This window comes from Bradyrhizobium sp. ERR14 (genome assembly GCF_014198235.1).
Taxonomy (GTDB): Bacteria; Pseudomonadota; Alphaproteobacteria; order Rhizobiales; family Xanthobacteraceae; genus Bradyrhizobium.
On sequence record NZ_JACIHD010000029.1, the window covers coordinates 25,710 to 44,018 of the forward strand.

Annotated in this window: 18 protein-coding genes; 10 read left to right on the forward strand and 8 right to left on the reverse strand. The window is 65.7% G+C overall.

Going from position 1 to position 18,309, the window contains the following annotated elements:
- The first annotated feature begins 252 nt into the window (after positions 1-252).
- From GGD62_RS37275 to GGD62_RS37315, 9 genes are all read left to right on the forward strand, one after another.
- Complete coding sequence (locus GGD62_RS37275) at positions 253-1,890, forward strand: flagellar hook-length control protein FliK (protein WP_183713589.1); 1,638 nt, start codon at positions 253-255, stop codon at positions 1,888-1,890.
- 12 nt (positions 1,891-1,902) lie between these two features.
- Positions 1,903-2,610: a flagellar hook assembly protein FlgD gene (locus GGD62_RS37280; RefSeq protein WP_092260466.1), complete on the forward strand. Its 708-nt coding sequence runs from the start codon at positions 1,903-1,905 to the stop codon at positions 2,608-2,610.
- A 386-nt stretch (positions 2,611-2,996) separates the two neighbouring features.
- Complete coding sequence (locus tag GGD62_RS37285; RefSeq protein ID WP_002714638.1) at positions 2,997-3,272, forward strand: DUF1153 domain-containing protein; 276 nt, start codon at positions 2,997-2,999, stop codon at positions 3,270-3,272.
- A gap of 192 nt (positions 3,273-3,464) precedes the next feature.
- Positions 3,465-5,075, forward strand: a complete 1,611-nt coding sequence (fliF, locus tag GGD62_RS37290; protein WP_183713592.1) for a flagellar basal-body MS-ring/collar protein FliF — start codon at positions 3,465-3,467, stop codon at positions 5,073-5,075.
- Positions 5,076-5,149: 74 nt separating this feature from the next.
- A complete protein-coding gene (gene fliG / locus GGD62_RS37295) occupies positions 5,150-6,241 on the forward strand; it encodes a flagellar motor switch protein FliG (RefSeq protein ID WP_018318403.1) in 1,092 nt (363 codons plus the stop codon).
- The gene (locus GGD62_RS37300; RefSeq protein WP_018318402.1) at positions 6,241-6,864 is read left to right on the forward strand and encodes a FliH/SctL family protein; all 624 of its coding nucleotides are present in this window, start codon (positions 6,241-6,243) and stop codon (positions 6,862-6,864) included. The genes fliG and GGD62_RS37300 overlap by 1 nt, the downstream gene beginning before the upstream one ends.
- A gap of 3 nt (positions 6,865-6,867) precedes the next feature.
- Positions 6,868-7,218, forward strand: a complete 351-nt coding sequence (gene fliN / locus GGD62_RS37305; protein WP_018318401.1) for a flagellar motor switch protein FliN — start codon at positions 6,868-6,870, stop codon at positions 7,216-7,218.
- A gap of 33 nt (positions 7,219-7,251) precedes the next feature.
- Positions 7,252-8,637, forward strand: a complete 1,386-nt coding sequence (locus GGD62_RS37310; protein WP_018318400.1) for a sigma-54-dependent Fis family transcriptional regulator — start codon at positions 7,252-7,254, stop codon at positions 8,635-8,637.
- Between the two features lie 205 nt (positions 8,638-8,842).
- Positions 8,843-9,991 carry a M20 family metallopeptidase gene (locus tag GGD62_RS37315; RefSeq protein ID WP_183713595.1) on the forward strand — a complete coding sequence of 383 codons (1,149 nt, stop codon included), beginning with the start codon at positions 8,843-8,845 and terminating at the stop codon, positions 9,989-9,991.
- A gap of 119 nt (positions 9,992-10,110) precedes the next feature.
- Here the strand turns inward: GGD62_RS37315 and GGD62_RS37320 are convergent, their stop codons facing one another.
- The 8 genes from GGD62_RS37320 to GGD62_RS37355 all read right to left on the reverse strand — a co-directional run bounded on the left by GGD62_RS37320 (position 10,111) and on the right by GGD62_RS37355 (position 17,310).
- Complete coding sequence (locus tag GGD62_RS37320; protein WP_018318398.1) at positions 10,111-10,269, reverse strand: hypothetical protein; 159 nt, start codon at positions 10,267-10,269, stop codon at positions 10,111-10,113.
- A 94-nt stretch (positions 10,270-10,363) separates the two neighbouring features.
- A complete protein-coding gene (locus GGD62_RS37325; protein WP_183713598.1) occupies positions 10,364-10,945 on the reverse strand; it encodes a flavin reductase family protein in 582 nt (193 codons plus the stop codon).
- 34 nt (positions 10,946-10,979) lie between these two features.
- On the reverse strand, positions 10,980-11,822 hold the full coding sequence (locus tag GGD62_RS37330) for an ATP-binding cassette domain-containing protein (RefSeq protein ID WP_183231973.1): 843 nt from the start codon (positions 11,820-11,822) through the stop codon (positions 10,980-10,982).
- A gap of 17 nt (positions 11,823-11,839) precedes the next feature.
- A complete protein-coding gene (gene ssuC / locus GGD62_RS37335) occupies positions 11,840-12,646 on the reverse strand; it encodes an aliphatic sulfonate ABC transporter permease SsuC (protein ID WP_183713602.1) in 807 nt (268 codons plus the stop codon).
- On the reverse strand, positions 12,643-13,809 hold the full coding sequence (gene ssuD / locus GGD62_RS37340) for an FMNH2-dependent alkanesulfonate monooxygenase (protein ID WP_183713605.1): 1,167 nt from the start codon (positions 13,807-13,809) through the stop codon (positions 12,643-12,645). The genes ssuC and ssuD overlap by 4 nt, the downstream gene beginning before the upstream one ends.
- 9 nt (positions 13,810-13,818) lie before the next feature.
- Positions 13,819-14,772: a sulfonate ABC transporter substrate-binding protein gene (locus GGD62_RS37345; protein WP_183713608.1), complete on the reverse strand. Its 954-nt coding sequence runs from the start codon at positions 14,770-14,772 to the stop codon at positions 13,819-13,821.
- A 38-nt stretch (positions 14,773-14,810) separates the two neighbouring features.
- Entirely contained in the window at positions 14,811-15,761 is a 951-nt protein-coding gene (locus GGD62_RS37350) for a sulfonate ABC transporter substrate-binding protein (RefSeq protein ID WP_183713611.1), read from the reverse strand.
- 385 nt (positions 15,762-16,146) lie between these two features.
- Positions 16,147-17,310: a cytochrome P450 gene (locus tag GGD62_RS37355; protein ID WP_179733092.1), complete on the reverse strand. Its 1,164-nt coding sequence runs from the start codon at positions 17,308-17,310 to the stop codon at positions 16,147-16,149.
- Between the two features lie 257 nt (positions 17,311-17,567).
- Between GGD62_RS37355 and GGD62_RS37360 the strand changes: the two genes are divergently transcribed.
- Complete coding sequence (locus tag GGD62_RS37360; RefSeq protein ID WP_246800451.1) at positions 17,568-18,212, forward strand: NAD-dependent dehydratase; 645 nt, start codon at positions 17,568-17,570, stop codon at positions 18,210-18,212.
- Positions 18,213-18,309: the final 97 nt, after the last annotated feature.

Below are 18,309 nucleotides of genomic sequence, written 5' to 3' on the forward strand. Positions count from 1 at the left end.
GGCACGACTGCCCGGTCGAAAGCGGCTGAGAGTAACCTCTTTAATATAGGCGGCATTCCGGTGAAGCAATCACGGGGGCGGCCAGCTTAGGGCAATTCTTGCCGGGGAGGCAGAAATGGCGGGGTGGCGACGGGCCCTGCGGCGACGGGCTTTAACAATTAAGATATTGATTTTGCTATACAAATATACTTGGAAGGGCAGTGGCCCGCTCCTTGCTCCCCTGATACCGAAGATGTTTCCAAGGGGTCGCCTGTGGTCAGTCGTACGTCAGATGTCGTGGCCAGCGTGCAAGTGTCGAGCGCGCAGCAAAAGCCTGCGCGGTCGCAGAGCACCAGGGAGCCGTCCGCGAACGACTCCTTCGGGTCGCTGGTCGACAGCAACACCCAGGCGATCAACACCAATGCGACCTCGCAGGCCCAGGATAGCGCGCCGCGGCGGAACGATTCGTCCTCCGCGGACAAGGGCCCGCGCGACACCTCCTCCACCGATCAATCCTCGCAGAGCAGGGCGAGCGACGACACCGACACCTCCGCGCCCGCCAGGAACGGCAAGACGAACGACAAGGCGAACGACACGACCACCGATGCGGCCAAGGACGCCGGCACGGCCAAGGACAAGGTCAAGGACAAGTCCGAGGCGTCAGACGCCAAATCGGCTGATGCATCCGAGAAAACCAAGGACGACCAGACCGAGGGCACCGACACGCTCACCGCCGCAATCGATGCCGCGACAACGGCACCGGCCGACGCGGCGCAGGCCGTGCCCGATCCGAACGCGATCGTGGTTGCCGCGCCGGTTGTCCCGGCCGATCCCAACGCGGCGGCGAACCAGGCCGCCACCGCCTCGCCGCTGACAATCGCCGCCGCCGGCATCGCCGCCAGCGCTTCGACCGCGGCGCAGATCGCGGGCACCAAGACCGACACCGCCACGCCCGCCGACAAGAGCGCCAAGACCGCCGGCGCCAAGGTCGATGCCGACACCACCGCGACGCTGGCCGATGCCGCGACCGGAGCAACCGACGCGGCCACGACCGACGCCAAGGCGACCGGCGGGCTGATCCCCGTCAACCAGGGCACGCCGAAGACCTCGTTCCAGGCCGCCGTCGCCACCGCGCAAGGACAGTCCGACGTCTCCAATATCGGCCAGGACGCCGGCACGGCGAACCCCGCGGTGACGCAAGCGCCGGGCACTGCGACCGCCGACGCCGCCGCGCATGCGCAAAGCGCCAAGCCGCAGGCAGATGGCGCAGCGACCGAGGCGAAGCCCGGCGCAGCGGACCTTACGCCCGACGCGATCCCGGCCGCACCGGCCGCCCAGGCCCATGCCAATGCGCACGCCGCCTTCAACACCGCCGACACCAGCGCGCAGGCCGCCTCCGCGATGCAGGCGCCGCTGACCAACACGACCTCGACCGCGTCCGCTTCGACGGCGACGCTGACCGCGACCGCGGCCAGTGCGACGGCGGTGCCGATCAACGGCGTGCCGATCGAGATCGCGGCCGCCATCCGCTCCGGCAAGTCCCGCTTCGACATCAGCCTCGACCCGGCCGAGCTCGGCCGCATCGACGTCCGCATCAATGTCGACCGCAACGGCAACGTCACCTCGCATCTCACCGTGGAGAAGCCGGAGACCCTGCAGATGCTGCGCCAGGACGCGCCGCAATTGCAGCGCGCGCTCGACGATGCCGGCCTCAAGTCCGGCAGCAACGGGCTGTCCTTCAGCCTGCGCGACCAGAACTCATCGGGCCAGAACTCCGGCCAGAACAACGACAATGGCGGCAATGCCCGCCAGCTGATCATCAGCGAGGACGACACTGTTGCCGCCGCACCCGTCGGACGCGGCTATGGCCGCATGTACGGGCCGAGCAGCGGCGTCGACATCAGAGTGTAAAGGAGTATCGACATGACCACCACGACTGGCGCTACCGCTCCTGCTGTCGTCTCCGGGACGACCGACCTGCCGAAATCCTCCTCGTCGAACTCGCTGAGCTCGACCACGGGATCGACGCTCGCCGGCAATTTCCAGACCTTCCTGACGCTGCTGACGACGCAGCTGCAGAACCAGAACCCGCTGGATCCGCTCGACACCAACCAGTTCACCCAGCAGCTGGTGCAGTTCGCCGGCGTCGAGCAGCAGCTCAAGACCAACGATGCGCTGTCGCAGCTCGTCACCCTGCAGCAGACCACGCAGGCGACCCAGGCGCTGGGCTTCGTCGGCAAGACCGCCCTGGTCGACGGCTCGACCGCGAGCATGACCAAGTCGACCGCCACCTGGCATCTCAACGTGCCGACCGACTCCACCGTCGACATCACCGTCGCCAATGCCAGCGGCCAGACCGTGTTCACCGGCAAATATACCGCCGCCGCCGGCACCGACATTCCCTTCACCTGGAACGGCATGGGCAATGACGGCACGCAATGGCCCGACGGCAAGTACACGATCACGGCGACGGGTAAGGACGTCGCCAACAACACTGTCGGCATCGCCGCCCAGGTGCAGGGCGTCGTATCGTCTGTCGACCTGACCCAGTCGCCGCCCCTGCTCACCATCGACGGCGCCAGCTACACCCTGAGCCAGGTGAAGAGCATCATCGCCACCAGCAGCAATTAAGGTACGCGCCGCGCGCCAAACGTCATCCCCGCGAACGCGGGGATCCATGGCCCCAGGGAGAAGTTTGGCGAAGACCAGGGGTTAGGAAGTCATTCTTGGTACTGCTGCCCGCGTCTCATCGATAGATCACGCGGTATGGGTCCCTGCTTTCGCAGGGACGACATTGAGGGCCTCCGCAACACCGCGCTGCGGCTCCATTCGTTAGTAAAGTATTTACGAAGACCCCCTCGACCGGCCCGGATTCCGCCGTTCCGCCGGCCGACACGGCGCCGTTCCAGCCATTTTCAACGAGAATTGTATTGAAGCCTTAGGCTTAGCGGATTTTTAAGCCGCCGGGCGTAGGGTTACGGGCGTGAGTTCAGTGGTTGAGAGTTTGTGAGTACGCCATGACAGAACCCCATCGCCCGAGGGTAAAATACGTCATCGGGCCGGACGGCAGTCCGTTGACGATCGCGGATCTGCCTGCACCCGGCACCAAACGCTGGGTCATCCGCCGCAAGGCCGAAGTCGTCGCCGCCGTCCGTGGTGGACTTCTCTCGCTCGAGGAGGCCTGTAGCCGTTATACCCTGACGGTCGACGAATTCCTCTCCTGGCAGTTTTCCATCGACCAGCATGGTCTGGCGGGTCTTCGCACCACCCGCATCCAGCAATATCGCCAGTAGGCGATCCGGAAATCTGCGGCTTTTGACGAAAATCGGCCTCGCCCTGCGAGGCCGATTTTTTTCATATCCGCCCTTTGCGCGACTTTTGTCCGACCTCTTAACCTTCGTTAACCATATCGAAACCATCACCTAGGCAATAATTGCCCAGTCGGCCTTTCCGGTGAAAGCGGCCGAATCTGTTGGGGCGGTTGCTTGCAAGGTCTTGCGGACTTTTTGAAGAGTATCGGCGCCGCCCGGTTCGGGGCGATGATCGCGGTCACCGCCGCGCTCATCGGCTTTTTCGCGTTCGTCATCATGCGCGTCACCACGCCGCAGATGACGACCCTGTTCACCGACCTCAGCGTCGAGGATTCCTCCGGCATTATCAAGGACCTGGAGCGCCAGGGCATCCAGTTCGAGATCCGCAACGAGGGCAGCATCATCATGGTGCCCAAGGACAAGGTCACCCGCCTGCGGATGAAGCTCGCCGAGGGCGGCCTGCCCAAGGGCGGCGGCGTCGGCTACGAGGTGTTCGACAAGTCGGACGCGCTCGGCACCACCTCCTTCGTCCAGAACATCAATCACCTCCGCGCGCTGGAAGGCGAGCTCGCCCGCACCATCCGCGCCATCGACCGCATCCAGGCCGCCCGCGTCCATCTGGTGCTGCCCGAGCGCCCGCTGTTTGCGCGCGAGGCGCCGGAGCCGTCGGCCTCGATCGTGGTCCGCGTCCGCGGCTCGCTGGAAGCCCAGCAGATCCGCGCCATCCGCCACCTCGTCGCCTCCGCCGTCAACGGGCTGAAGCCGCAGCGCGTCTCGATCGTCGACGAGGCCGGCCAGCTGCTCGCCGACGGCGCCGCCACCGATCCGGAGCAGGCGGTCGGCGACGAGCGCCGCATCTCCTTCGAGAAGCGGATGCGCAAGCAGGTCGAGGACATCGTCTCCTCCGTGGTCGGCTCGGGCCGCGCCCGCGTCCAGCTCTCCGCCGATTTCGACTTCAACAAGATCACCCAGACCTCGGACAAGTTCGACCCCGAGGGCCGCGTGCTGCGCTCGAGCCAGACCCGCGAAGAGCAGAGCCTGACCGCCGACAACAACGGCCAGGTCACCGTCAACAACGAGCTGCCCGGCAACCAGCAGAACAACGGCGTCGCGGCCAAGGACCAGAGCAAGAAGTCCGAAGAGACCAACAATTACGAGATTTCCCGCACCACCAAGACCGAAGTGACCGAGGCCGGCCGGGTCAACCGCATCTCGGTCGCGGTGCTGGTCGACGGCATCTATTCCAAGAACGACAAGGGCGAGCTGGCTTACCAGGACCGCACCAAGGAGCAGCTCGACCGCATCGCCACGCTGGTGCGCTCGGCGATCGGCTTCGACCAGAAGCGCGGCGACCAGGTCGAGGTCGTCAATCTGCGCTTTGCGGATGCGCCCTCCACTGCCCCGATCGGCGAGCCCGGCGGCCTCCTCGGCATGCTCCAGTTCACCAAGGACGACGTCATGTACTTCGTCGAGCTCGGCGTGATGATGCTGCTCGGCCTGATCGTGCTGTTTCTGGTGATCCGCCCGCTGGTCAAGCGCATCCTGGCCTCCGACGAAGTCGCCGCCGCCATCTCCGGCGTTCTTGCCGGCCCGGCGGCCTCGGAAGAGAGCGCGCCGGCCGGCCAGGCACTGCTGCCGAGCGGTACCGCCAGCGCGATCGACGTCGCCACCATCCAGGGCCAGGTCCACGCCCAGTCCGTTCATCGCGTCGGCGAGCTCGCCGAGCGCAACCCCAACGAAACCGTCGCCATCATCCGCCAGTGGCTGACCGAACCAGCCAAGTAATCCCAGTCAAGTAATCCCAGCCAAGTAATCCTAGCCAAGTAATCCTAGCCAAGTGAATCAAGAAGTGATCTGACATGGCCGCCAGTCTGCAAAACGCCAACTCGAACGACATCACCAGCGTGATCTCCACGCTCGGCCAGCGTGCCGGCAACCGCGCGGGCGCCCAGACCGAGGCGGTGACGGGACCCAAGCGCGCCGCGATCCTGATGCTCGCGCTGGGCGAGCAGTATGGCGGCAAGATCTGGTCGATGCTCGACGACGACGAGGTGCGCCAGCTTTCGCTGGAGATGTCGACGCTCGGCACCGTCGAGGTCGACACGGTCGAGGACATGTTGCTGGAATTCGTCTCGCGCATGTCGGCATCGGGCGCGCTGATGGGCAATTTCGACGCCACCGAACGGCTGCTGCAGCAATACCTGCCGCCGGAGCGCGTCAACGGCATCATGGACGAGATCCGCGGCCCCGCGGGACGCAACATGTGGGAGAAGCTCTCCAACGTGCAGGAAGAGGTGCTCGCCAACTATCTCAAGAACGAATACCCGCAGACCATCGCGGTGGTGCTGTCGAAGCTGAAGCCGGAGCATGCCGCGCGTGTGCTCGGCATCTTCCCCGAAGAGCTTGCGCTCGACGTCGTCAATCGCATGCTGAAGATGGAGGCGGTGCAGAAGGAGGTGATCGAGAGCGTGGAGAAGACCCTGCGCACCGAATTCATGTCCAACCTGTCGCAGACCCGCCGCCGCGACGCCCACGAGGTGATGGCGGAAATCTTCAACAATTTCGACCGGCAGACCGAGACCCGCTTCATCACCTCGCTGGAAGAGGACAACCGCGAATCGGCCGAGCGCATCAAGGCGCTGATGTTCACCTTCGACGACCTCGTGAAGCTGGATTCCGGCTCGGCCCAGACGTTGATGCGCAACGTCGACAAGGACAAGCTCGGCGTCGCGCTCAAGAGCGCCAACGAGGACGTCCGCAACTTCTTCTTCGGCAACATGTCCTCGCGCGCGGCCAAGATGCTCCAGGACGACATGGCGGCGATGGGCCCGGTGCGGCTGCGCGACGTCGACGAGGCGCAGGCGCTGCTGGTCAACCTCGCCAAGGATCTCGCCGCCAAGGGCGAGATCATGCTGACCAAGAACCGCGCCGACGACGAGCTGGTGTACTGATGGCCGCTCCGGCAAAATTCCTGTTCGATACCGACTTCGCGGCGCCCGAGCGGACGACGCGCGAGAAGGCCGCGACCGCCGCGGAGATCGCCCAGAAGGTCGCGGAAGCCGAGGCGCGCGCCTATCAGGACGGCTTTGCCGCCGGCCAGCAGGAGGCCAAGGCCGAGAGCGACCGCCGCGTCGCGCTTGCCATGGAAGAGATCAACATCGGCATCCGCGGCATCGCATCCGGCATCGGCAACATCGAATCCAAGATGGAAACCGAGGCGGTCGACGTCGCGGTGGCGGTCGCGCGCAAGCTGTGCGCCGACCTGGTCGCCGCCGAGCCGCTCGGCGAGATCGTCGCATTGGTCAAGGACTGCTTCTCGCATCTGGTCGCGACGCCGCATCTGGTGGTCCGCATCAACGACGCGCTCTACGACAGCGCACGCGAGAAGATCGAGCGGCTCGCCAAGCAGAGCGGCTTCGAAGGACGGCTGGTGATCCTGGCCGAGCCGGAGATTGCGACCGGCGACTGCCGGATCGAATGGGCCGATGGCGGCGTCGTGCTGGAGCGCGGCGCCATCGCGGCCAAGATCGACGAAATGGTTGGACGCTATGTCGCGTCCCGCAGGGGGAGCTAAGCCATGAGCGACACCGACGGACAGGTCCCGCTGCCCGATCTCAACGGCCCGATGCCGCCCACCGGCACGGACGTCGGCTACAACGAGGACGAATATGCGGCGCGCGCCGCCGCCGACCTCGAGGCGGTGTTCGACGTTCCCGTGCAGGTCTCGGCTGTGCTCGGCCGCTCGAAGATGGACGTCAGTGAGCTGTTGAAGCTCGGACCCGGCACCGTGCTCGAGCTCGACCGCCGCGTCGGCGAGGCCATCGACATCTACGTCAACAACAAGCTGGTCGCCCGTGGCGAGGTCGTCCTGGTCGAGGACAAGCTCGGCGTGACCATGACCGAAATCATCAAGACCGAACGCAGCTGATAGCGCGCGCGACCAGACGGACAGGAGACTGACATGCGGCTTCTCATCGTTGGCACATTGAAGGGCCAGCTCACCACCGCCACCAAGATCGCGATGGACAACGGCGCCACCGTGACCCATGCCGAGGACCACGAGCAGGCCATGCGCGTGCTGCGCGGCGGCAAGGGCGCCGACCTCCTGCTGGTCGACGTCGCCCTCGACATCCGCGACCTCGTGATGCGGCTCGAGGCCGAGCACATCCACGCCCCGATCGTCGCCTGCGGCATCACCAACGACGCCCGCGCCGCGGTCGCCGCGATCCACGCCGGCGCCAAGGAATACATCCCGCTGCCGCCGGAGCCGGAGCTGATCGCCGCGGTGCTGGCCGCGGTCGCCAACGATTCCCGCGAGCTGGTCTATCGCGACGAGGCGATGGCGAAGGTGATCAAGCTGGCGCAGCAGATCGCCGGCTCGGACGCTTCGGTGATGGTCACCGGCGAGTCCGGAACGGGCAAGGAAGTGCTGGCCCGCTACGTCCACACCCGCTCGGCCCGCGCCAAGCGCCCCTTCATCTCGATCAACTGCGCCGCGATCCCCGAGCATCTGCTGGAATCCGAGCTGTTCGGCCACGAGAAGGGCGCCTTCACCGGCGCGGTCGCGCGCCGCATCGGCAAGTTCGAGGAGGCAACCGGCGGCACGCTGCTGCTCGACGAAATCTCCGAGATGGATGTCCGCCTGCAATCCAAGCTCTTGCGCGCCATCCAGGAGCGCGTGATCGACCGCGTCGGCGGCACCAAGCCCGTGCCGGTCGACATCCGCATCATCGCGACCTCGAACCGCAACCTCGCGGAAGCGGTGCGTGAAGGCACGTTCCGCGAGGACCTCCTGTTCCGCCTCAACGTCGTGAACCTGAAGATCCCGCCGCTGCGCGAGCGCCCCGCCGACATTCTGGAGCTCGCCCAGCATTTCGTGAAGAAATATGCCGAGGCCAACGGCGTGCCGATGCGCCCGATTTCGGCGGAGGCGCGCCGCGTGCTCTCGGCCAACCGCTGGCAGGGCAACGTCCGCGAGCTCGAGAACACCATGCACCGCGCGGTGCTGATGGCGCAGGGCGACGAGATCGGCCCCGACGCCATCATCACCCCGGACGGCGACCGCCTCGACCTCGCCAAGACCGCGCCGGCGGTGGCGCACGCCACGATGGCCGCCGAACAGGTGACGCGGGCGCTGGTGGGGCGCACGGTTGCGGATGTCGAGCGCGACCTGATCCTGGAAACGCTGAAGCATTGCCTCGGCAACCGGACCCATGCCGCCAACATCCTGGGCATCTCGATCCGCACGCTGCGCAACAAGCTCAACGAATATTCCGACGGCGGCATCCCGATCACCCCCGCGGGAACGCCGGGCGAGTATCCGCGGATGCCGATGATAGGGGCGTAGGGCGGCGCCCACTCTGGTTGAGATAATCGCGAATGCCCGGGCTGGTCCCGGGCATTTTGTTTGTGCACCGAACCCACCGCGCTCCCGCTGTCGTCCCTGCGTTCGCAGGGACGACGGCGGTGGACATGGCGGCATCGCATTCTCCGACTAGGTCGCGCCGGCGCAACGCCCTATAACCCGCATGAAAACCAACGCGGAGAACTCCATGTCTCAAGCTCAAATCACGGACTGGCTGGCATCGCAGCGGCAGGCGATGATCGATCTGCTGCGCGACGTCGTGAACATCGATTCCGGGTCCTATGACAAGGAAGGCGTCGATGCGGTCGGTGCGCGGTTCGAGCGGCATTTTGCCGAGCACGGCATTCCGTTCCGGCGCGAGAGCCACGACACCTTCGGCGACGCCATCCATGCCGACGTCGCAAAACCCGGCAGCAACGAGAAGCCGGTGCTGTTGATGGGCCATCGCGACACCGTGTTCGGCAAGGGCGAAGCGGAGCGGCGCCCCTTCACGATCAGGGACGGCCGCGCCTATGGCCCTGGCGTCGCCGACATGAAGTCCGGCGTCGTGATGAACATCTTCGTCGCCACCGCTTTCCATAAGTTCGGCGGCAACCCGCATCCGATCAAGCTGCTGATCACCTCGGACGAGGAGATCGGCTCGCCCTCCTCCCGGCCCGTGATCGAGCGCGAAGGCCGCACCGCCCGCGCCGTGTTCAATTCCGAGCCGGGCCGCCCCACCGGCAACGTCGTGACGGGACGCAAGGGCGGCATCTTCATGCATCTCGGCATCACTGGCAAAGCCGCGCATTCCGGCGCCAATTTCGCCGCCGGCGTCAGCGCGATCGGCGAGCTCGCGCACAAGATCGTGCAGATCCACGCACTTACGGATCTCGACAAGGGCATCACCCTCAATGTCGGCCTGGTCTCGGGTGGACAGTCCGTCAACACCACGGCGCCTTACGCCGAGGGCCAGATCGACCTGCGCTACGTCGATCCGGCCGATCGTGCCAGGGTGATGGACGCGATCCAGACCATCGTCGCGAAATCTTTCGTGCCGGGCACGAGTGCGACGCTGACCATCAAGGGCGAGTTCGTGCCGGTGGTGCAGAGCGCGGATTCGAGGGCGCTGTTCGAAAACTATCAGGCCGCAGCAAGGCAGGTCGGCCTCACCACGCTGCAGGGGGAGTTCTCCGGCGGCTGCGCCGATTCCGGTTTCACCGCCGCGGTCGGTACGCCGACGATCTGCGGCCTGGGCCCGGTCGGCGGGCTCGCGCACACGCCGGAGGAATATCTCGATATCGACAGCATCGTGCCGCGCGCGCAGGCGCTGGCGCTGGCGATTTTGCGGGGGTGAAGGCAGGTGCCGTAGGGTGGGCAAAGGCGCACTTGCGCCGTGCCCACGATTTGCCCGCGCTGGATGGAAGTCGTGGGCACGCTTCGCTTTGCCCACCCTACGGGACCGCGCGCGTTCGCCTACGAATAACTCGGCGCGTCCGGCTTGCGGAAGATGTGGATGGGATCGCCGGGGATGATCACGGGCTGGCCCGAGAACATCGCGTAGGCGTAGAGCGCGAGATAGGCGATCGCCAGCGCGCCGATGGCATAGAACGCCCAGGTCGCGACGCGCTTCATCGATCCGCTCCATTGCCGTCCCGGCGGGAGGCTCGGGCGCTTCTAGAGCGATGACGGGGAAAAGGCCAGCCTTCCGGTCCGCCTGCCCGCGCGATCAAAGGCCGCGCCGGCCGTGCGCGGGAACGCTCACTTCCGCGAGCCTGGCGGCGTCCTCGTCCTGGTCGACCGCCACGTACTGGCCGTGCCAATAGGCCAGCGCCGCAGTCCGCGCCGAGCTCCTGATGTCCCTGACACGGCCGATGACGATGCCGTGCGAATGCCGCTCCACGATCTCCTCAACCTCGCAATCGAAGGCCGACAGCGCGCCGACGAGCAACGGAACGCCCGAGACCGCCGTCACCCATTTGGCACCCTTGAAACGATCGGCGCCCTTCAGCCCGCCCTTGCCGGCAAAGCGTTCGGCGACATCGAGCTGGTCGGCATTGAGGATATTCACCCCGAAGGCGCTGTGCCGCCGGATCAAGGGGAAGGAGGAGGCATCGCGGTTGATGCTGACCAGCAGCGTCGGCGGCTCGACCGACAGCGAGGTGACCGAGGTCACCGTCATGCCGGTGACGTCGTTGCCCCGCCCAGCCGTGATGACGCTGACGCCGCCGGTGAGATGGCGCATGGCGCCGCGGAAATCGGCGGACGAGACGGGGATTTCAGTCATGAGATCGCGGGGTACTACATTCATGGCATGGTCCCCAGAAAGCGGGGTTCCCTTGTATTTAGGTACGATCGTCCGCCGACAACAGGTGGCTCAGGATCGAGCCTTCCAGACCCGCAAGCTCGGCCGAGCCGCGCTGGCGCGGCCGGCCCGCGTGAACCACGACATCATGAGCGATGCGGCCCTCTTCGATCACCAGCACCCGGTCCGCCAGCGCCACGGCTTCGGCGACGTCATGGGTCACCAAAATCGCGGTAAAGCCCTGATCGCGCCAGACGCGCTCCAAAAGGCGCTGCATCGAGATCCGGGTCAGAGCATCCAGCGCGCCGAGCGGCTCGTCGAAGGCCAGCACGCGGGGACTCGAGACCAGCGCGCGGCCGAGCGCGACGCGCTGCTTCTGTCCGCCCGACAGCACCGAGGGCCACTGGTCGCGCTTGTCGGCGAGACCAACCTCGGCCAGCGCCTTCTCGGCGCGCGCGTGCGCATCGGCGGAAGTGCGATCGCGGCCGAGACCGACCTCGACATTGCCCAGCACGCGGGCCCAGGGCAACAGCCGCGGCTCCTGGAACATCACGCGGATGTCCTCAGGCTGAATGTCTTTTGGTTGAGTGTCCTGGCCGAAGCTGATGCTGCCGGCATCGATCTTGTCGAGGCCCGCGATCAAGCGCAGCAGCGTGCTCTTGCCGCAACCGCTTTTTCCCACGATGGCGACGAACTGGCCGGCGGGGATGTGCAAATCGATACCGCGCAGCACCTCGTTGCTGCCGAAGGATTTGCGCAAGCCCCGGATGCTGAGCGGCAGGCCGCTGCTCTGCACCTCGCGCACTATGCGGGCGTGAGGCGCAAAATTGACGCGGCTGGCGAGCTCGGTTTCGGGAAGGGACGTACGAACGGCTGTCTGCATGTGATTCCCAGTATGTCTCAACGTTTCTGGAAGGCGGGGTGCCAGGAGAGCGTCAAACGCTCCAGCACGCGGGAGGCGCTGTCGGCGAGCTTGCCGAGCAGGGCGTAGATCAGGATCGAGAGCACGACGACGTCGATCAGCATGAACTCGCGCGCCTGCATCGCCATGTAGCCGAGGCCCGACGAGGCCGCGATGGTCTCGGCGACGATCAGCGTCAGCCACATGATGCCGAGCGCGAAGCGGATGCCGACGAAGATCGACGGCAGCGCACCCGGGAAGATCACGCGGCGGAACAATTCGCCGTCGGTCATGCCGTAGATGCGGCCCATCTCGATCAGCTGCGGATCGACGGTGCGGATGCCGTGCAGCGTGTTGAGGTAGATCGGAAAGAACACGCCGAGCGCCACCAGGAACAGTTTTGCGCTCTCGTCGATGCCGAACCAGAGGATGACGAGCGGGATCAGCGCCAGGTGCGGCACGTTGCGCACCATCTGCAACGTGGTGTCGGTGACCTTTGCCGAGAGCTGCGACAGGCCGTTGGCGAGCCCGAACGCGAAGCCGATGCTGCCGCCGATCAAAAAGCCGATCGAAGCGCGCCAGAACGAAACCCAGATGTTGCGGACGAGCTCGCCGGAGAGCAGCAGCTTCCAGCCGGCCATCAGGACGTCGCTCGGGGCCGGCAGCACCCGCGTCGGCACGAAGCCGGTGACGCTGGCGACCTGCCAGATCGCGATGATCGCGAGCGGCACGATCCACTGGATCAGGCCGTCGATCCGCGGCAAACGAAGGCTGCGCGGGAGCGAAACGCTGTCGATCACGCTCATGACTGCGACACCCGATGTTGCGGACGGAAGTCGCTGCCGACCGTCTCGCCGAACGGACCGCCGTTGAAATGCAGCCTGGTCACGTTGGAGGGCTGCTCGAGCGAGAGCAGCGGGAATACCAGCTCGGCAAAGCGATAGGCCTCCTCCAGATGCGGGTAGCCCGACATGATGAAGGTATCGATGCCGATGTCCTGATACTCCCTGATGCGGGCCGCGACGGTCTCGGCATCGCCGACCAGCGCCGTCCCGGCACCGCCGCGCACGAGGCCGACGCCGGCCCAGAGGTTCGGTGCGATCTCGAGCTTGTCGCGCTTGCCGCCGTGAAGCTGCGCCATGCGCTGCTGGCCGACGGAGTCCATGCGGGCAAAATTCTTCTGCGCCAGCGCGATGGTGTCGTCGCTGACATGCTTGATCAGCTCGTTCGCGGCACGCCAGGCTTCCTCGTTGGTCTCGCGAACAATGACATGAAGGCGGATGCCGAAGGACAGCTTGCGGCCGCGCGCGCTTGCGACCTCCCGCACCTTCGCGATCTTCTCGGCCACCAGCGCCGGCGGCTCGCCCCAGGTGAGATATTTGTCGACGGTATCGACGGCGACGTCGATGCCGGCATCGGACGAGCCGCCGAAATAGAGCGGCGGGCGCGGCGACTGCACCGGCGGAAACAGCAGCTTGCCGCCCTCGACATGGATGTGCTTGCGCTCGACATTGACGGTCTTGCCGGCGAGCAGATCGCTATAGACGTTGAGGAACTCGCGGGTGAACTCGTAGCGCTCGTCATGGCCGAGGAAGATGCCGTCGCCCTTGTTCTCGACGGGATCGCCGCCGGTGACGACGTTGACGAGCAGCCGGCCGCCCGTGACGCGATCGAGCGTCGCCGTCATGCGCGCGGCGACACCAGGCGATTGCAGGCCGGGCCGGACGGCGACGAGATAGCGCAGCCGTTCGGTGAACGGCGCAACTGACGAGGCGACGATCCAGGAATCCTCGCAAGAGCGCCCGGTCGGCAGCAGCACGCCGAAATAGCCGAGCTGGTCGGCGGCCTGCGCGATCTGGCGCAGATAGTTGAAATTGACCTCGCGGCCGCCAATGCCTGTGCCGAGATAGCGGCCGTCACCGTGGGTCGGCAGGAACCAGAGGATGTTGGCGTTGGGGTGCTTTGTCATGACTTGCTCTCACGAACCGGATTTCCGCGCGACGTCAGAAATCTTGATGGATTTGGGGATCAGGCCCAGCGCGAAGAACGCGTCGGCCACCTGCTGCTGGTCGGCTATGACGGCATCCGTGATCGGCTTGATGCCGTAGGACTGTCGCTTCAACGCCACCTCGACGACCGGCACGGACAGACCGATTGCCGGAGCAAGCTGCTCGGCCACCGCATGGATGTCGCCCCTGGCCCAATCATCGACCGTGCTAAGCTCGGCGAGCACGGCGTCGACGATCTCAGGGTTGGCGCCGAGGAATTTTTTCGAGGCAAAGTAGAACTGGTAGTTGGCGACGATGCCGGAGCCGTCTGCGAGCGTGCGCGCGCCTGTGGCCGCTTCCGCGGCGGCCTGGAACGGATCCCAGATCACCCAGGCATCGACCGCGCCGCGCTCGAAGGCGGCGCGCGCATCGGCGGGCGCCAGGAACAGGGGCTCAACTTCAGAATATTTCACGCCGGCCTTCTCCAGCGCCTTGACCAGGAGATAGTGGACGTTGGAGCCCTTGTTGAGCGCGACCTTCTTGCCCTTGAGGTCAGCGACCGATTTCAGCGGGCTGTTCTTCGGCACCAGGATCGCCTCGCCCTTCGGCGCCGGCGGCTCATAGGCGACATACTGGATCGGCGCGCCGGCGGCCTGCGCGAAGATCGGCGGGGCCTCACCGGTGTTGCCGAAATCGATCGCGCCGACATTGAGTGCTTCGAGCAGCGGCGGTCCGGAGGGGAATTCGGTCCACACCACCTTGTAGCCATCGGCAGCCAGCTTCGGCTCCAGCGTGCCCTTGCTCTTGAGCAGCACCAGCTTGCCGTATTTCTGGTAGCCGATGCGGACCACCTTGTCCTGACCGTAAGACGTGCCGACGGCGGCGGCGACGATGCCGATCGACAGCACGACGGCCGCGATCAGACGCTGGATGATACGCCTCATGTTCAAACCCCTGTGTGTGGGAAGGCTGGTCGGCAAGATCAGGCTGCCGGATTGCGCCAGACGATGTCGCGGATCGCGATCGGCCTCGGGATCAAGCCGAGCTTGTAGAAGCGATCGGCGACGCCCTGCTGCGTCGTGACGATATCGTCGGTGACGGGGCCGACGCCGAAGGACGAGCGGTTCGCCGCGATGGTCTGGATCTCCAGCGGAATGCCGGTCACCGCGGCGAGAGACTTCGCGACCTCGTCGCGGTGCTGCTCGGCCCATCTGGCGGTCGCGGTGGTGACGTCGACGATCTGCTGCAGGATCGCGCCGTGGTTCTTCGCGAAGTCGCGGTTGGCGATGTAGAAGGAATTGGTCTTGGTGACCTCGCGCGCATTGATCAGGATGCGGCCGTTCTGTCTGGTCTCGCCGATCGCGAAATACGGATCCCAGATCGCCCAGGCCTCGATGCTGCCATTGGCAAAGGCGGGGCCCGCGTCAGGCGGCGTCAGATAGACCGGTGTGATGTCGGCATAGGTCAGGCCCGCCTTCTCCAGCGTCTGCACCACGATGTTGTGCGCGCTGGAGCCCTTGGTGAAACCGATGCGCTTGCCTTTCAGCTCGGCGATCGCGCGGATCGGCGAATCCTTCGGCACCAGAATGCCCTGGCCGTTGGTGATGGGCTGGCCCGCGGCATAGACGATCGCGGCACCAGCTGCCTGCGCGAACACCGGCGGGGAATCGCCAACTGCGCCGTAATCGACACTGCCGACATTCATCGCTTCCATCATCGGCGGGCCCGAGGAGAACTCGACCCATTTCACCTCGATGCCCAGGGGCACGAAATGTTTTTCCAGCGCGGCCTGCTGGCGCGCGATGACCAGCACGCCGTTCTTCTGATAGCCGATACGAATTTCCTTCGCCGCGCCTTGCGCGATTACAGGCGAGGCGAACGCAGCGGCCGCCGCAGTTCCAACGGAGAGCTTGAGAAAGTCACGACGCTGCATTCCACGCTCCCGGCCGCACGCGGCCGTCATTCATTCCAGTTCGGGAATGATGGTGCGGGTTGTCGGAGGTGTCGAGACGTGCGGAAAAATAGCGATGCGAGCACTGCGCGTGCGGCAGCGCGCATGATTAATCTTTCAAGCGGCCGCAATGATGCAGAGGGATTTTTTCTGCACGCGAACGTGAGAAGCGCAGGCAGTGGGTCTGCTGAGGCGCGAGGCTGCCTCCACCACTTCCGCTGTCATTCCCCGCGAAGGCGGGGAATCCAGTATTCCAGAGGCGTCAGTGCTTCACACGACGGCCGCGGCGTACTGGATCGCCCGGTCAAGCCGGGCGATGACACTGAAACCGTGGTGGGCGCGTGCCTCACGCAGGACCGCTTGCAAGCTAATGCCACCGCACCGGCAAATTCTGCAGCCCGCGAAACGCCCAGCCGCCGATCCGCACCTTCTCGTCGGCGGCGATCTCGAGCTGCTTCGCCCGCGCGAACACGGTCGGCAGCGCGACGTCGGCGATCATGGCGCGGGAGGCCCACGCGCCGGCGCAGAAATGCGGGCCGGCGCCGAAGGCGACGCTCTTGGTCGTATCGCGCCGCACGTCGAACTGATCGGCGCGCTCAAAATGCCTCTCGTCGCGGTTGGCCGAGCCGAACATCAGGAACACGCGCTCGTCCGTCTCGAAGGCGACATCGCGGATGCTCCAGGGCTTGGCGATACGCCGCGGCGACATGCCGATCGGCGAGATCCAGCGGGCATATTCCTCGAACGCCTCGAGCCAGGTCACCTCGCCCTTGCGCACCAGATCGAGCTGCTCGGGATGGGTCAGCAGCGCCCACACCGTGCCGGCGATGGCCTTGCGCGGCTCGTTCTGGCCGCCCGAGATCGCGAGCTTGACGTTGGCGCGCACGCTCTCCATCGGCATGCCGGAGGTGAGCAGCACGCCCAAAATGCTCTGGTCCGGATGCTTGCGCATCGCCGGCAGGATGTCGTCGATCGCGGCATCGATGCCCGAGGTCGCGGCATGACAGCGCGCCTCGACCTCAGGGTCGCCGGCATAGTTGGCGATGCCCTCGATCATGCCCTGCGACCACGCGTCCATGTCGCCAAAGCCGATATTGGTGAGGCCAGTGATCGACTTCAGGCATTCGCCGGAGAACGGCAGCGCGAAATCGCGCATGAAGTCGATCCGTCCCGGCGCGATCGCGTCGAGGATGCGGTCGGCATGGGCCTGGAACAGCGCGGTCCAGTGCGCCTTCACCGTCTTTGGCGACACCGTCGGAAACATCGCGCGGCGCTCGACCTGGTGCGCCTCGCCGTCCTTGCGCATCATGTTGTGGCCCATCAGCCGGTTCATCAGGCCCGCAGGCTGGTGCGAGGAAAACACGTCGATCTGCTTCTCGGAGATCGAGATGTCGTCGCGGCTGGTCAGCAGCGTCGAGCCGAGCTGCGGCACGAAGGCGATGGGAGCTTCTTTCCGCATCTTCGCGAGCATCGGATAGGGATCGGCCCAGAATGCGGCCGGGTCGATGTCGATGCGCGGCGCGGTGCTCAAGGCGGCCTCTCCGGATGTCGTATCCTAGAGGACAGACTAGCGAACTCCGCGGCCGGCGTCTGTCCCTAGCGATGGGGACACACGGCAGGAGAGCATTTACGTGTAAGTCCGGTTGACGGGACAAAACGGCAAGGAATTCCCCGTGGCTCACAACTTCGATATGTGCCGGACTTGGAGATTGTCGCGACGCAGGCATCGAATTTGCCGTGGCAGCCGGTTCCTGTACACTTGGCCTGCAAAGCCAAGACGGGATGGTCATGACCACATTGCTCATCGTAGGCGCGACGGGGCTGGTTGGCGGCCGCGCGATGACGCTTGCTCGTGCGGACCCTCGCATCACGCGCATCATCGCGCCGACGCGGCGTGCGCTGCCAGCCGAGGAGCGGGTAACCAATCCTCGGCTCGATGATCTGATTGCTGGTGCCGGCGGTGAGGAATGGCGAGCCGACGGCGCAATCTGCGCGCTCGGAACGACGCGAGCGGCGGCAGGGTCGGCAGCAGCATTTCGTGCGGTCGATTACGAACTTGTGCTGCTGATCGCGCGGCGGCTGCGCGACGCTCGAGTCGGCCGTTTCGCGCTGGTATCGTCCTTGGGCGCCGACCCGCGATCCCCGTTTCTCTACACGCGGACGAAGGGCGAGGTGGAAGAGGCGATCGGGGCGCTCGCTTTCCCGTCCCTGACGATCCTGCGGCCAGGCTTCCTGGATGGCGAGCGTGCCGAAAGCAGGCCGGTACAGCGAGCAGTGCGGAACGTCCTAAACTTCGCGTCCCCCCTGTTGCCGCGGGTTGCGCGTGTAAGCCCGGTGACCAACGTGGCCCGGCACCTCATCGAGGCGGCTGTTGCCGGCGAACCAGGAAAGCACGTCATTGGAGCGGGGCAACTGGCAGAGGGCGGCAGCTGACACCGCGGGTCCCGGCTCTGCACAGCAGCGCGTGCCGGACGATGCTGCGCGGCGCTCTGCTCACCGTTGGAGCCCAGACCTTTGGAGCTAGATCCTT

Bases quoted from the DNA above. Each gene is read 5' to 3' on its own strand.
- GGD62_RS37280 (WP_092260466.1), top strand. From the start codon at position 1,903: ATGACCACCACGACTGGCGCTACCGCTCCTGCTGTCGTCTCCGGGACG.
- GGD62_RS37285 (WP_002714638.1), top strand. From the start codon at position 2,997: ATGACAGAACCCCATCGCCCGAGGGTAAAATACGTCATCGGGCCGGAC.
- fliG (WP_018318403.1), top strand. From the start codon at position 5,150: ATGGCCGCCAGTCTGCAAAACGCCAACTCGAACGACATCACCAGCGTG.
- GGD62_RS37300 (WP_018318402.1), top strand. From the start codon at position 6,241: ATGGCCGCTCCGGCAAAATTCCTGTTCGATACCGACTTCGCGGCGCCC.
- fliN (WP_018318401.1), top strand. From the start codon at position 6,868: ATGAGCGACACCGACGGACAGGTCCCGCTGCCCGATCTCAACGGCCCG.
- GGD62_RS37310 (WP_018318400.1), top strand. From the start codon at position 7,252: ATGCGGCTTCTCATCGTTGGCACATTGAAGGGCCAGCTCACCACCGCC.
- GGD62_RS37315 (WP_183713595.1), top strand. From the start codon at position 8,843: ATGTCTCAAGCTCAAATCACGGACTGGCTGGCATCGCAGCGGCAGGCG.
- GGD62_RS37320 (WP_018318398.1), bottom strand. From the start codon at position 10,269: ATGAAGCGCGTCGCGACCTGGGCGTTCTATGCCATCGGCGCGCTGGCG.
- GGD62_RS37325 (WP_183713598.1), bottom strand. From the start codon at position 10,945: ATGAATGTAGTACCCCGCGATCTCATGACTGAAATCCCCGTCTCGTCC.
- GGD62_RS37330 (WP_183231973.1), bottom strand. From the start codon at position 11,822: ATGCAGACAGCCGTTCGTACGTCCCTTCCCGAAACCGAGCTCGCCAGC.
- ssuC (WP_183713602.1), bottom strand. From the start codon at position 12,646: ATGAGCGTGATCGACAGCGTTTCGCTCCCGCGCAGCCTTCGTTTGCCG.
- ssuD (WP_183713605.1), bottom strand. From the start codon at position 13,809: ATGACAAAGCACCCCAACGCCAACATCCTCTGGTTCCTGCCGACCCAC.
- GGD62_RS37345 (WP_183713608.1), bottom strand. From the start codon at position 14,772: ATGAGGCGTATCATCCAGCGTCTGATCGCGGCCGTCGTGCTGTCGATC.
- GGD62_RS37350 (WP_183713611.1), bottom strand. From the start codon at position 15,761: ATGCAGCGTCGTGACTTTCTCAAGCTCTCCGTTGGAACTGCGGCGGCC.
- GGD62_RS37360 (WP_246800451.1), top strand. From the start codon at position 17,568: ATGACCACATTGCTCATCGTAGGCGCGACGGGGCTGGTTGGCGGCCGC.